Annotated in this window: 10 protein-coding genes; 7 read left to right on the top strand and 3 right to left on the bottom strand. The window is 73.6% G+C overall.

Annotated elements, in window-relative coordinates:
• Positions 1–51: 51 nt before the first annotated feature.
• The 3 genes from QP089_RS11345 (at position 52) to QP089_RS11335 (ending at position 5,559) form a co-directional block, all read left to right on the top strand.
• Positions 52–3,186 (top strand): ATP-binding protein, encoded by a 3,135-nt coding sequence (locus QP089_RS11345; protein WP_285911482.1) that lies wholly within the window; start codon positions 52–54, stop codon positions 3,184–3,186.
• A 110-nt stretch (positions 3,187–3,296) separates the two neighbouring features.
• Entirely contained in the window at positions 3,297–5,186 is a 1,890-nt protein-coding gene (locus QP089_RS11340) for an AbeC-like domain-containing protein (RefSeq protein WP_285911481.1), read from the top strand.
• A 16-nt stretch (positions 5,187–5,202) separates the two neighbouring features.
• Complete coding sequence (locus QP089_RS11335; RefSeq protein WP_285911480.1) at positions 5,203–5,559, top strand: DUF5955 family protein; 357 nt, start codon at positions 5,203–5,205, stop codon at positions 5,557–5,559.
• A gap of 69 nt (positions 5,560–5,628) precedes the next feature.
• Here QP089_RS11335 and QP089_RS11330 read toward each other — a convergent pair whose 3' ends face one another.
• Complete coding sequence (locus tag QP089_RS11330; RefSeq protein ID WP_285911479.1) at positions 5,629–6,588, bottom strand: hypothetical protein; 960 nt, start codon at positions 6,586–6,588, stop codon at positions 5,629–5,631.
• Positions 6,589–6,837: 249 nt separating this feature from the next.
• Positions 6,838–8,583 carry a hypothetical protein gene (locus tag QP089_RS11325; RefSeq protein ID WP_285911478.1) on the bottom strand — a complete coding sequence of 582 codons (1,746 nt, stop codon included), beginning with the start codon at positions 8,581–8,583 and terminating at the stop codon, positions 6,838–6,840.
• A 430-nt stretch (positions 8,584–9,013) separates the two neighbouring features.
• Here QP089_RS11325 and QP089_RS11320 point away from each other — a divergent pair, with 430 nt between their 5' ends.
• The 4 genes from QP089_RS11320 (at position 9,014) to QP089_RS11305 (ending at position 13,003) form a co-directional block, all read left to right on the top strand.
• Positions 9,014–10,264 (top strand): Mur ligase family protein, encoded by a 1,251-nt coding sequence (locus QP089_RS11320; RefSeq protein ID WP_285911477.1) that lies wholly within the window; start codon positions 9,014–9,016, stop codon positions 10,262–10,264.
• Entirely contained in the window at positions 10,254–10,964 is a 711-nt protein-coding gene (locus tag QP089_RS11315) for a type 1 glutamine amidotransferase (protein ID WP_285911476.1), read from the top strand. Before QP089_RS11320 ends, QP089_RS11315 begins: the two co-directional genes overlap by 11 nt.
• A gap of 87 nt (positions 10,965–11,051) precedes the next feature.
• The gene (locus tag QP089_RS11310) at positions 11,052–12,488 is read left to right on the top strand and encodes a purple acid phosphatase family protein (protein WP_285911984.1); all 1,437 of its coding nucleotides are present in this window, start codon (positions 11,052–11,054) and stop codon (positions 12,486–12,488) included.
• A 101-nt stretch (positions 12,489–12,589) separates the two neighbouring features.
• Positions 12,590–13,003: a hypothetical protein gene (locus QP089_RS11305; RefSeq protein ID WP_285911475.1), complete on the top strand. Its 414-nt coding sequence runs from the start codon at positions 12,590–12,592 to the stop codon at positions 13,001–13,003.
• On the opposite strand, the gene QP089_RS11300 is transcribed toward QP089_RS11305, so the two are convergent.
• Positions 12,988–13,662, bottom strand: a complete 675-nt coding sequence (locus QP089_RS11300; protein ID WP_285911474.1) for a TetR/AcrR family transcriptional regulator — start codon at positions 13,660–13,662, stop codon at positions 12,988–12,990. The two genes, QP089_RS11305 and QP089_RS11300, sit on opposite strands and share 16 nt — an antisense overlap.
• Positions 13,663–13,923: the final 261 nt, after the last annotated feature.

The following is a 13,923-nucleotide window of genomic DNA, read 5'->3' as shown; positions in this document are numbered from 1 at the left end:
ACGTGGGGCCGGGCGGTGGCGCGGGGCGGGGGCGCGGGTAAGGATGGGCGGGTGACGTACCCCCCAGGTTCCATGCCGCCCGGTATGCCGCCGTACGGACGGGGGGCGGGCGTGCCGCCCGGCCCGCCGCCCCGGATGGGCGGCGCGAGCGGAGCGGGCGGCGCGGGCGGGACGGGCCGCGGGGCTGGCGGCGAGTGGCGCGGCGAGGCGGTCGTCCTGCCGGGGCCCTGGTACCGGATCCAGGCGATCCCGGCGCCGCAGCGGGGCGCGTCCGCCGAATGGGACTTCGTCAGCGTGCTGCCCGCCGCGTTGTCGGCGGCGCGCCGCAACCGCCCGTTCGTGGTCGGGTGGTTGTCGGCGGGCGGCGGCGCGCCGCTGGAGCTGATCACCAACGCGGGGCCGATCGGCGCGCCGGGGCCGGACGGCGAGGCGCAGGGCCTGCTGTTCCCGAGCGGCGCCCGGGGCGTCCGGATCGGCGACGGCTGGCTGCGGCGGGCGTCCCGGATGGCCTGGACGCGCTGCCCCGGACGGCTCGCCCCGCAGACCGGCCCGGCCGACGCCGGGCCCGGCCTGTTCGAGGCGACGCTGGTCACGCTGATGGAGCGGCCGTTCGGCTGGTTCGTGGCCGCCGAGCCGTGCGACGAGCGGCTGATCGACACCGAGATGCGCGAGCTGCACCACGAGCTGCGGATGCTGCGGCGCGGCGAGGACGAGCAGGCCCGGCTCGCCGTCGCCCGCGCCGACCAGCGGCTCGCCGAGCTCGACGCGTTCCGCGAGGCCGGGCTGTGGAAGGTGCGGGTCGTCGCGGGCGCCGCGACGCAGGACGAACTCGGGCAGATCGCCCCGGTGCTCGTCGGCTCGATGGAGCTCGGGCACCACCCGTACCGGCTGCGGTCCGGGCACGGCAGCGGCACGTTCGAGGAGATGCTGCGGCCGGGCGCGGAGCCGGCGCCGCTGCGCCCGGCGGCCGAGCCGGAGCAGCGCTACCCGTTCGTCGCGACGGCCGGCGCGCTGTCGGCGCTGGCCGGGCTGCCGCGCCGCGAGGTGCCGGGCCTGCGCGTCCTGGACGCCGGGTACTTCGACGTGACGTCGGAGACCGACGACGCGGCGCCGGCCCGCCCCGAGGCGCGGATCGAGCTCGGCGCGATCCTGGACGGCCAGGACCGGCAGGTCGGCACGTTCACCGTCCCGCGCTCCACGATCAACCGGCACGTGTTCGTGACGGGCGCGACCGGGGCGGGCAAGTCGCAGACCGTCCGGCACCTGCTGGAGCAGCTGACCCGCGCGGGCGTGCCGTGGCTGGCGATCGAGCCGGCGAAGTCGGAGTACGCGGCGATGGCGGGCCGGATCGAGGACCTCGGCGGCCCGGTCACGGTCGTGAACCCGTCCGACCCGGCGTCGGTTCCGCTGTCGGTGAACCCGCTCGCGCCCGAGCCCGGCTATCCGGTGCAGGCGCACATCGACATGGTCCGCGCGCTGTTCCAGGCCGCGTTCGACGCCGAGGAGCCGTTCCCGCAGATCATGGCGCAGGCGCTCCAGCGCGTCTACGAGACCAACGGCTGGGACGTGGTGACCGGCGCGGGCGTCCCCGGCTCGCTGATCGAACCGGCCGTCCCGACGCTGGAGCAGCTGCAGAACGCGGCGCTCCAGGTGATCCAGGACGTCGGGTACGGGCGCGAGCTGATGGCCGACGTGCAGGGGTTCGTGGACGTCCGGCTCCGCTCCCTGCGGATCGGCTCGGCCGGGCGGTTCTTCGAGGGCGGCCACCCGGCCGACATCGGCGGGATGCTGCGCGACAACATCGTGCTGGCCATCGAGGACGTCGCCAACGACGAGGACAAGGCGTTCCTCATGGGGACGCTCATCATCCGGGTCGTCGAGCATCTGCGGATGCGCGAGCGGCGCCGCGACCGCTCCACCGGCCCGGCGCTGCGGCACGTCATCGTGATCGAGGAGGCGCACCGGCTGCTGCGCAACCGCGGCCCCGAGCGCGGCAGCTCGCACGCCGTGGAGCTGTTCGCCGGGCTGCTCGCCGAGATCCGCGCGTACGGCGAGGGCATCATCGTCGCCGAGCAGATCCCGACCAAGCTCGTCCCGGATGTGATCAAGAACACGGCGCTGAAGGTCGTGCACCGGCTGCCCGCGCACGACGACCGGCACCAGGTCGGCGCGGCGATGAACCTGGACGCCGACCAGTCCCGCGAGGTGGTGTCACTGCGGCCGGGCGTCGCGGCGGTGTTCGCCGACGGGATGGACCGGCCGCTGCGCGTCCGTGTCCCGCTCGGTGAAGGGCGCGAGGCCGAGCTGCCCGGCCCGCCGCCGCCCGTGGACGGCCGCCGCTCGGCCGCGTGCGGCTGCGAGTGCCGGTCGGGCCGCGCCTGCACCCTCTACGAGCTGCGCGAGGCCGACCTCGTCGCCGGCCATCCGGACTGGGCGTGGCTGCGGCTGTGGGCCGACACCCTCGTCCTCGCGCACGTGGTGAACCGGCCGGTGCCCGCCGTCCCGCCGGAGCTCGGACGGGCCTGGTCGCGGCTGGCGCCCCGGCTGCGCGAGTGCGCGCTCGCGACCGTCCTGGAACGCGCCGTGACCCGCCGGTCGTGGGCGCTGCGGACCGTGTACCCGCCGTCGGAGCTGACCGCCACCGCCGCCGGGGTCGCGCAGAAGCTCCTCGGCGGCGCCGCCGGGGGCGCGGCCCCCGGCCCGACCTGGGTGATCCCGCAGCTCCGCTGGCTGCACGAGCTGGACCGGCTGTTCCCCTACGGCGCGGGCGTCCCCGACAAGCACGCGCCCGCCCCGCCGCTGGACTACCCGCTGCCCGGCCTCAAGCAGCCGCCGCAGCCGAGGTTCGGCCACCGGCTGCGCGCGCTGCGCCGCCACCCGCTGTCGATGGAACTGGACCGCAACCGGCCGCTCGCCCTCACCGCACTCGAAGGCGACGACGACCACGCGGGCTTCTACGCCGACCTCGCCGTCATCGCGATCGGCCTCCCCGAGGAGGAGCAGATCGAGCACGCCGCGCGCATGATGCAGGCCGAGGCGTGGCTGGAACCCGTGCTGAGCTGGCCGGAACGCTTCGTCGAGCCGTTCGCCGACCCGTCCGCCGGCCTTCCGTTCCTGTCTCGCGAACCCGAACCCGAACTCGAATCCGAATCCCAACCGGAACCGGACGGCGCCGGCGATGCGTGAGGCGTCCGCGACGATGCGATCACGATTCGGTGATAACTCACCCAATCCTCGCTTCCGCCGCTAGATTCTTCCGTCGGACCGGCCCGCCCCACCCGCGGAGGAAGCGGCACATGGACCCGCAGATCGACGACCGGAGCCACCTGCGGGACACCGGCGGGCACCAGCGGACCCCTCCGGACCCCTTCTTCCGCCACGCGCCGCAGGCCGCCGACGCGGCCGGGCAGCCGCTGCAGAGCGCCACCCGCTACCTGTCGGCCGCCGTCTACCTGGACCAGCGGCTCTGCGACCGGGTCATCGCCGAGTTCCTGGACGACGAGCACCGCGCCGTCGTGCCGTCCTTCGGCTTCGACCTCGGCCCGGTGATCCTGCACGCCGTGCGCGCCCGCCGGTTCCGGCTCGCCCGCGACCTGGCGATCATCGTCGCGTTCGTCGTGGCCTGGATGCTCGTGCCGGCCGTCGCCGCGCTCTACCTCCTGGTCACGATGCTGCTGCACGTCCCGTGGCGGCGGCTGCGGTGGCGGTGGCGGCTGGCGCTCGGCTGGTTCGCGGCCCTGAGCCTGCTGCCGGTGGTCCTGTTCGGGCTGCGGGACCAGCAGCAGGGCTTCGAGGGCTACGAGGAGCAGGACAACACCGGCTTCCTCGACTCGCTGCAGACCGACCACGCGCTGCTGACCATCATGCTGCTGTTCCTCGTGATGGCGACGGTCGTGTTCGTCCACCTCGCGGTCGTCTTCCACACCCTGGCTCGCGACCTGGGGCCCGGCGCCACCGGTCCCGGGCCGCGCACCTACAGCGAACGGGTCCGGCTGGTCATCGACCGGGTGCGCTCGGCGCAGCATGGCAACGTGACGCTCTACTCGGGCGGCAACCCCTTCATCGGCGCGGGCGACGTGACGGCGCCCTGGACGCGCATCTGGTCCATCGCGCTGGAGCTGGACCGTCCCGCGTCCGGGTCGCGCGCCCCCGACGGCGACGGGGCCGCCTCGGACTCCGGCGGCGCCGCGACCGAGCCCGGCCCGCGGCGGGTGGACGCGGTCGCCATGCACGACCGCATCCGCGCCAAGATCCTCCAGATGCGGGACGAGGCGCCCGCGCCGCGTCCCGGCGGGCCCGCCGCGGACCGGTCCCCGCTTCCGCCGAACGAGCGCATCAGCGGGCTGGTCAGCGACGTCCACATCGTCGGCCGCGGCCGGTGCCCGCAGCGGCCCCGCCCGGTCGACGCGGTGAGCGGCCGCTGGTTCCAGGGGCACCCGCTGATCGACGCGACCGCCGGCGTGCCGTTCTCCGTCGCCTCGCCCGAGGCGGTCGAGGCGATGATGCGCCATCCGCAGGGCGACCTGCGCTGCTACCAGCGCGTCACCGTCGCCGGACACGGCCAGGCGATCGACGCGGCGGACGGCCGGCCCGTCGCGCCCGCCGAGGAGAAGGACGTCGTGCTGTCGGCGTTCGTCTACCTCGCGGTCGAGGGGCGCATGCTCTACGGGCAGTTCGTCACGACGGTCCTGCCGCCCGTCCGGGAGGAGTACCGCATCGTCGACCGGCTGCCCGACTGGGACGCGGTGACCCTGCTGTTCCGCACGCTGACCGAGAGCTGGCGGACGGTGCTGGCCGGCACGCTGCTCGCCTGGCCGCGGATGTTCACCACCTGCTGGACGATGGCCCGCAGCCTCGTCGCGGCGACCTCGTCCGGCAACCCGGCGCGCAGGACCTCGCACGACTACGGCGCGCGGATCAGCGTCCGCGAGCTGTTCGCCGAGGAAGGCTTCGCGACGTTCGTCCAGGAGACGGACGTCGACAAGTACATGCGGCTGATCGAGCGGCGGGTGAACGAGGCCGTCCTCGACTACCTGTCGGACGAATGCGGCATCGACGTGTCGGCCTACCGCGCGCAGGCCGGCGCCATCCTGAACCAGGGCGTCATCATGACCGGCGGCACCGTCCACGGGCAGGTCGCCTCCGGACGCACCGTCGACCAGCGGCAGACCCGCATCAACCCCTGACCTCGCGGAGGACGGCATGGCCCAGCACGGAGACCGGGGCATCAGCATCGGCGGGCACGCCAACGTGTCCGGCCAGGTCGCCAGCGGCGACCACGTCACCCAGAACCAGCAGATCGTCGGTGCCGCCGGCACGGACGTCGCCGAGGCGCTCGCCCGCGTCGAGCGGCTGCTGGAGCAGCACGCCGGCGACCTCCCCGAGGCCGGGCGGGCCCGCCGCGATCTCGCCGACGTCCGCGAGGAGGCGCAGGAGGACGACCCGGACCCCGAGCGCATGAACGGCGCCCTCGCCCGCCTGGCCCGCCGCGTCTCGGGTGTCGCGGCGCTCGCCGAGGCCGTCCACGCCCTGACCACCGCCCTCGGCGCAACCGGCTGAACAGGCCCCTGGCGGAGGAACAGGCCGCCAAGGCCCAGCTGACGCGTCTCTGTTACGACGCGCCGGTCGTCAGATGTTGTCGCCGTTGCGGGCGGGGAGGCCGACCTGCTGGGCGATGGGCGCCCAGTAGCCGATGAACTCGTTCTTGGCGTCCGTCGCCTCCTGGTTGGCGCTCGCGACGTCGTCGTCGGACGGGCAGCCCGGCGCGACGTCCAGGTAGCGCTGGTTCGACTCGACCGACGCCCGCAGCGCCCGGACGAGCGCGTCCTTCATCGCGGTGCCGTTGTCGAGCGCGCTCACGTCGAGGGCGTTGGCCCGGTCGAGCTGCCCCTGCCGCTCGTCGCGGATGCGCTGCAGCCCCTCGATGGTGCAGCCCTCCTCGACGACGGTGCCGAGCTCGGAGCGGGTCTGCCCCATCTCCTCCAGCAGCCCGTCGACCGCGCGGGCCTGCGTCGTCGTGTCGCCGCTGGGTGAGGCGTCCGCGGTGGGGGAGTCGGTCGGGCTCTCCTCCTCGGTCGTGACGGTCTGCCCCGTCGGCGACGACGCGGGACCGGCGACGGACCGGGCCGGCTTGCCGGACCCGCTCGGCCAGAACACGATGCCGAGCGCGATCACGACGAGCAGCACCACACCGGCCGCGACCAGGAAGTACATCGCGCCGTTCCGCTTCGCGGGCGCCGGCGGCTGCCAGATCGCGGGCTCCGACCACGGCTCGGGCCCGAGCTGCGTCGACCGCTCGGCCCACGGTTCCTGCCCGAGCTGCGTCGAGTGCTCGCCGGACGGCGGCATGGGCGTGGTGTGGTCGGGCGGGGCCTGCCACGTCCCGGCCTCCGGCGGGTCGGGCACCGGGATCCAGGGAGGCGGCAGCGGATCGCCGTAGCCGCTGCCGAAACCGCCCGGCGCGGCCCCCGGAGCGCCCGGGGACGGCTTGCTGAACAGGTCGCCCGGGGACGCGGGCGGGACGCCGTAGTCGCGGGTCGTCTCGTCCTCCGCGGACGGGTCGCGCGAGGTCTCCTCACCCGCGGCCACGGTATGGCCGGGACCCTCGGACGGGTTCGGGCTCACCGGCGCGTTGCAGCGTGTGCAACGGGGGAGAGCCGGATTGGTGTCGCTTCCGCAGCCCGGACACCGCATAACAGCCCCTTACCCCGTGAGGTGCAACGGTGACAAGATACTGCCCCCGCCCCCGGAGCGGATGGGCCCTCCACGGGTCGCAACCCGGTTGTGATCGGACGGTCACCCTCCCGCCCGGCCGTCAGGCACGCCGCCGCCCGGCGGTCACACCCGCTGCCAGCTGCGCACCGGCTGCCCGGTCTTCTTCGCCACCGGGTTCCACAGCGCGACGAACCGCTGCTTGGCCCGCGTCGCGCGCAGCTCGCCCTGCGCGCGCCCCGGCACGTGCGCGGCGTTCGGCTTCGGCCTGCCGTGGCAGTGCGCCGCGCTCTGCCGCGCCCAGTTCAGCAGCAGCTGGTCGACCTGCAGCGACGCCTGCAGCGCCTGGGCCAGCGACGACCGCAGCTGCTCGCCCTTGGTCAGCTGGGCGACCTGGAGCTTGTGCGTCCGGTCCAACTGGTTCTGGCGCCGCTGGACGGCCTGCTGGAACCCCTGGATCGCGGCCGGCATGTCCTTGCACTTGCCGGTCCGGGAGAGCGCCCCGGCGAGGACGCGGCGGGCGTCGACGCTGGCGTTCAGCACCGCGCTCATCGCCTCGGCCTGCTTCCTCTCCTGCGGGCTGATCTTGGGCTCGTTCTGCGACACCGGCTTGGTGGACGACTCGGACGCCTTCGGCGACGCGTTGTTCTTGCCGCCGGACGGCCACACGACGAACGCCACCGCGACGAGCGCCACGGCGACCAGGGCCGCGACACCGATCAGCAGCGGCTTGCTCGGCCCGCCGCCGGAGCGCGCCGGGGGCGGGTAGCCCGGATGGCCGGGGTCGCCGGGCCCCATCGGGCCCATCTGACCCATCGGCCCCATGGGCATGCCCTGGCCCATCGGGGCGCCGTACCCTTCCGGGCCGCCGGGGCCCATCGGGGGAGCGCCCATGACGGACGTGGCGCCCGCGTCCATCCGGGTCTGGTCGAAGCCGCCGGCCGGGCCGAAGTCCATCCGGGTGTGCCCGTCGAACGGCGGCGGGCCCGCCGGGCCGGGCGCGAGCTGCGTCGCGTCCGCGTCGAGCATCGTCGCCTCGCCCTGCGGCTGCGAGCCGGCGACCGGCAGCGGCGCGCCCCACGCCTGGCCGGCGGGCTGCTGCGGCTGCTGCTGCCCGTAGATCTGGGTCGCCTCCGCGGCCTCCTGCGGGTCGGGCCTGCGCGGCTGGGCGAACCACGAGTCCGGGACGATCGACTCGACCGGCGTCGGCGGCGCCTCCGGAGCGAGCGAGCCGCCGGAGAAACCGCCGCCGGAGAAACCGCCGCCGGGAAAACCGCCGGCGGGCGGCAGTGCGGGCGCACCGGACGCGGGCGGCGCACCGAGCGCCGGCTGCTGCCCTTGGCCGTTCACGCCCTGCCCTTGGCCGTTCGCTGGATCCTGGCCGTTCGCTTGAGCCTGGCCGTTCGCTTGCACCTGCCCGTTGTTGGCGCCCGGCTGGTCGGCCCACGCGGGCGGCGGCGGGGCGTCGGCACCGTTCGCAACGCCGTTCGCCGTGCCGTTCCCGGCGGGAAGCGCCGGCATGCCGCCGGTGGGGGTGTAGCCCTCCGCGTCCGGGTCGAACGTCCACGTCGCGGTGGACTCCGGGTCGCCGGGCGCCGGGCTGGCGGGCGCCCACGCGGGCGTCGGCGGCGGCACCATCATGGTCTTCTCGTCGAGCCCCGCACCGCCGCCATGGCCCGCACCGCCGCCATGGCCCGCGCTGCCACCGTGACCTGCGGCGCCGCCCAGCCCCGCGGTGCCGTCGAGGACGGCGGAGCCCTCCCGCACCGGCGCCGGCAGCGGCCCGACCGAGTACACGTCGATGGGCGCGTCGCAGTTCGAACACTTGCCGAGCGTCCCGGGCGTGTGAGAACCGCACGTCGGACACTGCATCGCTCTGACCTCGCCTTGTCGCCGCTTGCCACGCTTCGCGAAACTCGGCCCGCCGGCTCGGGCGGGCGCCCCCCGCACATCTCCGAGGAACCCCGCAAGCCGGCAGGGCTCCCGACAAAAGTAGTGGGTGATGTCGTTCGAGGGCGCGTGGATGGGAATCTGGACTCACCGCTAACGGGGTCGCACCGAATCACGACATCTCGGTGCCGGTCAAGATTGCCGCCGGTGGTTTACCGGGTTCGCTGTGAGGCTGATCACATCTTAGTGCGGGCGGCGCCGCAGCGCCGGAGAACCGCGCACACCGGCCGCCCCGGCGGGCCCGGCGCGCCGCGAGCGCTGCGCGCAGCGGCTAGGCTCGGAGCGGTTCAGGGCGCGCCCGGCAGGACCGCGCGGTTGAACGAGACAGGCACATCCAGAGAAGACGGAGTCCATGAGCGATCTTCCGCTGCGTTCGCAGCTGGCCGTCGCGCTCGGTCGTACGGCCGCCAAGATGTCCCGGATGGCGGGCCGCGGGGACGGCTCGGTGATCGGCGGCCGGATCGGCCTGCGTCTCGATCCGGAGCTGCTCACCCGCCTCGCCAAGGACCGCAAGCTCGTCCTCGTGTCCGCCACCAACGGCAAGACGACGACGACCCGGCTGATCACCTCGGCGATGACCCCGCTGGGCGAGGTCGCCACCAACGCGTTCGGCGCGAACATGCCCACCGGGCACGTGTCCGCGCTCGCGTCCGCGCCCACCGCCCGCTACGGCGTGCTGGAGTGCGACGAGAAGTACGTCCCGATGGTGCTGCGGGAGACCGGCGCGAACATCGTCGCGCTGATGAACCTCAGCCGCGACCAGATGGACCGCGCCGCCGAGATCTGGCTGCTGGCCGGCAAGTGGCGGCGCGCGCTGGAGGCGTCCCCCAACAGCCACGTCATCGCCAACTGCGACGACCCCCTCGTCACCTGGGGCGCGTCGTCCGCCAAGAGCGTGACGTGGGTCGCCGCGGGCCAGCACTGGCGCGAGGACTCCTGGTGCTGCCCCGAGTGCGGCGGCCCCCTCGACCGGCAGGACACCGACGAGGACAGCGACTGGGCCTGCCGGCAGTGCCACTTCCGGCGCCCCCGCCCCGACTGGGCGCTCAAGGGCGACCAGATCACCGGCCCGGACGGCCGCGCGTTCTCGCTCTCCCAGCTGTCGCTGCCGGGCCGCGCCAACCGGTCCAACGCGCTGATCGCGCTCGCGGTCGTCGCCCAGTTCGGCGTCCCGCCCGAGCAGGCGCTGCCGCTGATGTCGCAGGTGCGGTCGGTCGCCGGCCGCTACACCACCGTCGAGCACGAGGGCCGCACGCTGCGGCTGCTGCTGTCGAAGAACCCGGCCGGCTGGCTGGAGGCGTTCGACGTCCTACAGCCCGCGCCCGGCCCCGTCGCCCTGTCGATCAACGCGCAGGGCCCCGACGGCCGCGACACCTCCTGGCTGTGGGACGTCGACTACCGCATCCTGCGCGGGCGTCCCGTCTGGGTCAGCGGCGAGCGCCGCATCGACCTCGCCGCCCGCCTCGAGGCCGCCGACGTGGCGTTCACCGTCGTGGACGACATCGACCAGGCCGTGATGGCGGTGCCGCCCGGGCACCTGGACGTGATCGCCAACTACACCGCCTTCCAGAGCATCCGAACGAGGTACGGCCGTGTCGTCTGACCGCATCAAAATCGTCTGGATCTACCCGGACCTGCTCAGCACCTACGGTGACCAGGGCAACACCATCGTCCTGGAGCGGCGCGCGGCGCTGCGCGGCATCCCGACCCAGACCGTGAACCTGCGCTCGGACGAGCCCGTCCCCGCCGACGGCGACATCTACCTGCTCGGCGGCGGCGAGGACCGCCCGCAGATCCTCGCCGCGCAGCGGCTGCTCGGCGACGGCGGCCTCGCCCGCGCCGTGCAGTCCGGCGCGGTGGTGTTCGCGGTCTGCGCCGGCTACCAGCTGCTCGGCCACGAGTTCGGCGGCGAGGAGGGCCAGCCCGTCCGCGGCCTCGGCCTGCTCGACATCACCTCCGGCCGCGGCGAGCAGCGTGCCGTCGGCGAGATCGTCGGCGACGTCGCGGGTGAGCTGAACGTCCCGCGCATCACCGGCTTCGAGAACCACCAGGGCGTCACCCGGCTCGGCCCGAACGCCCGCCCGTTCGCGAAGGTGCTGCACGGCATCGGCAACGGCGACGGCTACGAGGGCGCCTACGCGGGCCGCGTGCTCGGCACCTACATGCACGGCCCGGCGCTCGTCCGCAACCCGGGCCTCGCCGACCTGCTGCTGCGCTGGGCCGTCGGCCGCGACCTGCAGCCGATCGACGACTCCTGGGCCGGCCGCCTCCGCGAAGAACGCCTCGCCGCCGTCACCACCTGACCCGTCCCGCCGCCGGTGGACGGCGGTCCGGTGAACGTTCGGTCAGGGGCCTGGCGGGGCGGGCGGCGGGGTGCCACCGTGGCGATCATGATCTGCTGCCGCCCCGGCCGCCGCGAGCTGCTGCGCTGGACCGCGATCGTGGCGGGGGCGGGCCTGCTGCCCGCCCTCGACCCGCCGTCCGCGCGCGCCGCCGGCGACGTCCGCCCGGTGAACCTCGAACTGGTGACGCTGACCGAGACGTCCGCCGTGCTCACCTGGTACACCGGCGCGGCGGGCACCGACGACGGGCTGGGCCGGATGGAGCCCGTCCCGTCCGACGCCGAAGTGGTCTACGGGACGCATCCGTCCCGCCTCACCCGGACCGCTCACGGCCCCTCGGGAACCCCGTACCACTACGTCGAGCTCACCGGTCTGGAACCGGGCCGCACCTATTACTACAAGGCGCGCTCGAACGGCCGGACCGCCGCCGCGACGGGCCTCGCCGCCGGGCAGGCGGCGGGCGTTCCGCAGGGCGATGTGTTCGCCTTCACCACACCGCAGCCGCCGCCGGGCCGGCACCTTTTCTCCGTCGCGCTCTGCAACGACCTGCACCTCGGCGAAACGGTCGCCGGACTCGTCGGCGGGCTTCCCTGGATCAAGGGCATCTCGCAGATCCCCGGACACGCGCCCTATCCCGAGATCATGGCGAAGGCGCTGATCGAGGACGCCCACGCGCGCGGCGCGGACCACCTTCTCGCCGCAGGCGATGTATCGAGCGAAGCGGCTCCCGCCGACCTGCGGGCCGCAAAAAGCATTCTCGACACCTTCGGCACCTACAACGGTGACTATCTCGTCGCCCGCGGCAATCACGACCGCGCCCACGAAGGCGCCGCCTATTCCACCTGCACGGTCGGCCAGTACCAGGGCAACGACTGCTTCCAGGACGCCTTCTTTCCGTCCGGCCGCACCTACTTCTCTCACGATCTGAACGGTCTTCGCGTCATCGGCCTCGACACCTACGACAAGCCCGGCGACGGCGGCGACTCGGGCGGGCTCTCGGCCGAGCAGCAGGCCTGGTTCGAATCCGAGTTGAAGAAGGAACCCGACCGTCCCACGCTCGTCTTCGGGCACCATCCGCTCTTCACCGAGAACGACCCGCTGTCCGTCACCGGCGCCCATTCCCTCGACGCCGGCCAATCGCTCCGTATCCTCGGCGCTTACGCCCGCACACCTGGGGTTTTCCTCCACCACGCGGGCCACACCCACCGGAACCAGCGCTCGGTGTTCCCCTTGGCGCCGCGGGTCGTCCAGCAGGAAGTCGGGGCCGTCAAGGAGTATCCGGGCGGCTTCACGCTGCTCCGCGTCCACACCGGCGGTTACGCGCTGAACTTCTACAAGACCCGCAGCCCCGAAGCCCGCGCTTGGAGCGAACGCAGCCGCCAGGAACTGTCCGGGCTCTGGCCGCAGCTCTCTCTGGGGAACCGCGTGACCGACCGCAATTCCGTCGTCACCCGCGACCTGTCCGGCCTCCAGCCCCCCGGCTGACCCGTCGAATGGCGTCCGCGTGAACTCTCGGTGACACGCCTCGCCGGAAATCCTCGCCGGCACGTACGCTGGTCGCGCTGGCGAGGTGTTCGGGGGACCCCATGCCGTCACGCGGTTGGCTGAGCCGGATCGACGAGGCATTGGGCTGGCTGCTCTATCGGCTGGCGTTCATCGTGGTAGTGGTCCTGGCGCTCGGCCTGCTCGCCTCCGTGGCCATTATCGCGGCCGGATTGCTCCGAGTCGCGCCCGCCTACACGCTGGGAGCGGCTGTCCTTCTGGTCCTGTTGTACGGCCTCGCTCGCCGGTCCGGAGGTAGGAACAACATCCCACCTGAGTGGTACAGCAGTAAATGCGGCGCCTGCACGCACTCGCGGGCAGAACATTGGGCCGGTCAAGGCCACTGCACAATGGAAGTCGCGCCGTTCTACACCGAGACCATCAGCATGTTCGAGTACGAAGAGATCAAAGTCCGACGGGGTCGGCCCTGCGGCTGCGACACCTACCGGCCCGCGTGAAACCCGCGGCATTCCTTAGGCGCGTGCTCCGAGCTTCCGGTGTGGGACGCGGCCAGGGCCTGGGCCGCGTCGGCGAACATGTCGGCCAGCCCGGACGCGGTGGTCCGCAGGTCGCCTTCCAGCCAGGCGATGAGGTTCTCGCTCCATCCGGCCACGAGCATGGTCGCGGTGAACTGGAGTTGCGCGTCCGCGCTGGGCGGGATGTCGTAGAACGTCCGCGCGTAGCCGATGACGAGGTCGACGTAGTGGCGGCGGGTCGCGTGCCTGCGCGCGCGCAGCACCGGGCTCGCGGACGCCTCGATCAGCGCCACCCGGGCCTTGCGCGGGTCGACGCGTCCGATGTCCAGGACCGCGAGCGCGGCGGCGCGGACGGTGGCGCGCAGATCGGCGTCCGGGCCGGCCTCGGCGACGCTTCGCGACGCGGCGTCCGCCGTCTCGGCGGCGATCCGGTCGTAGACCTCCGTCAGCAGCGCGTCCAGGTCGGTGAAGCTCTCGTAGAAGTAGCGCGGGTTGAGGCCCGCCCGCGCGCACACGGCGCGCAGCGTGGCGGCCTGGAGCCCGCCGGTGCCGAGCAGGTCGAGCGCGGCGTCCAGGAGCGCGGCGCGGCGTCCGGCGCGGCGCTGGTCGGCCGTGGCGCCGCCGTAGCGACGGGAGGTCACCCCGCAATCTTGACACAGCCGTTGCCAGAACCTAGTTTTCTGGCAACAGCTGTAGCCAGATCGGAGGCGGTCATGGCCCTCGCCACCGCGTCGGACATGGGACGCATCTTCGCCCCGCTGATGCACGAGCACGACTACGAACGTGTCTCATGTGGGCCGCGTACGTCCTGCGGAATAATGCGGGATCGTGTCGTCGGATCTTGCGTTGCGTCTCGTGCCGGATGAGTTGTGGGAGCTTGCCGAACCGCTGATCCCGGCATT

The sequence above is a fragment of the Actinomadura opuntiae genome (genome assembly GCF_030283205.1).
Taxonomy (GTDB): domain Bacteria; phylum Actinomycetota; class Actinomycetes; order Streptosporangiales; family Streptosporangiaceae; genus Spirillospora.
This window is presented reverse-complemented; position numbering and strand designations above follow the sequence as displayed.

Bases quoted from the DNA above. Each gene is read 5' to 3' on its own strand.
- QP089_RS11340 (WP_285911481.1), top strand. From the start codon at position 3,297: ATGGACCCGCAGATCGACGACCGGAGCCACCTGCGGGACACCGGCGGG.
- QP089_RS11335 (WP_285911480.1), top strand. From the start codon at position 5,203: ATGGCCCAGCACGGAGACCGGGGCATCAGCATCGGCGGGCACGCCAAC.
- QP089_RS11325 (WP_285911478.1), bottom strand. From the start codon at position 8,583: ATGCAGTGTCCGACGTGCGGTTCTCACACGCCCGGGACGCTCGGCAAG.
- QP089_RS11320 (WP_285911477.1), top strand. From the start codon at position 9,014: ATGAGCGATCTTCCGCTGCGTTCGCAGCTGGCCGTCGCGCTCGGTCGT.
- QP089_RS11310 (WP_285911984.1), top strand. From the start codon at position 11,052: ATGATCTGCTGCCGCCCCGGCCGCCGCGAGCTGCTGCGCTGGACCGCG.
- QP089_RS11305 (WP_285911475.1), top strand. From the start codon at position 12,590: ATGCCGTCACGCGGTTGGCTGAGCCGGATCGACGAGGCATTGGGCTGG.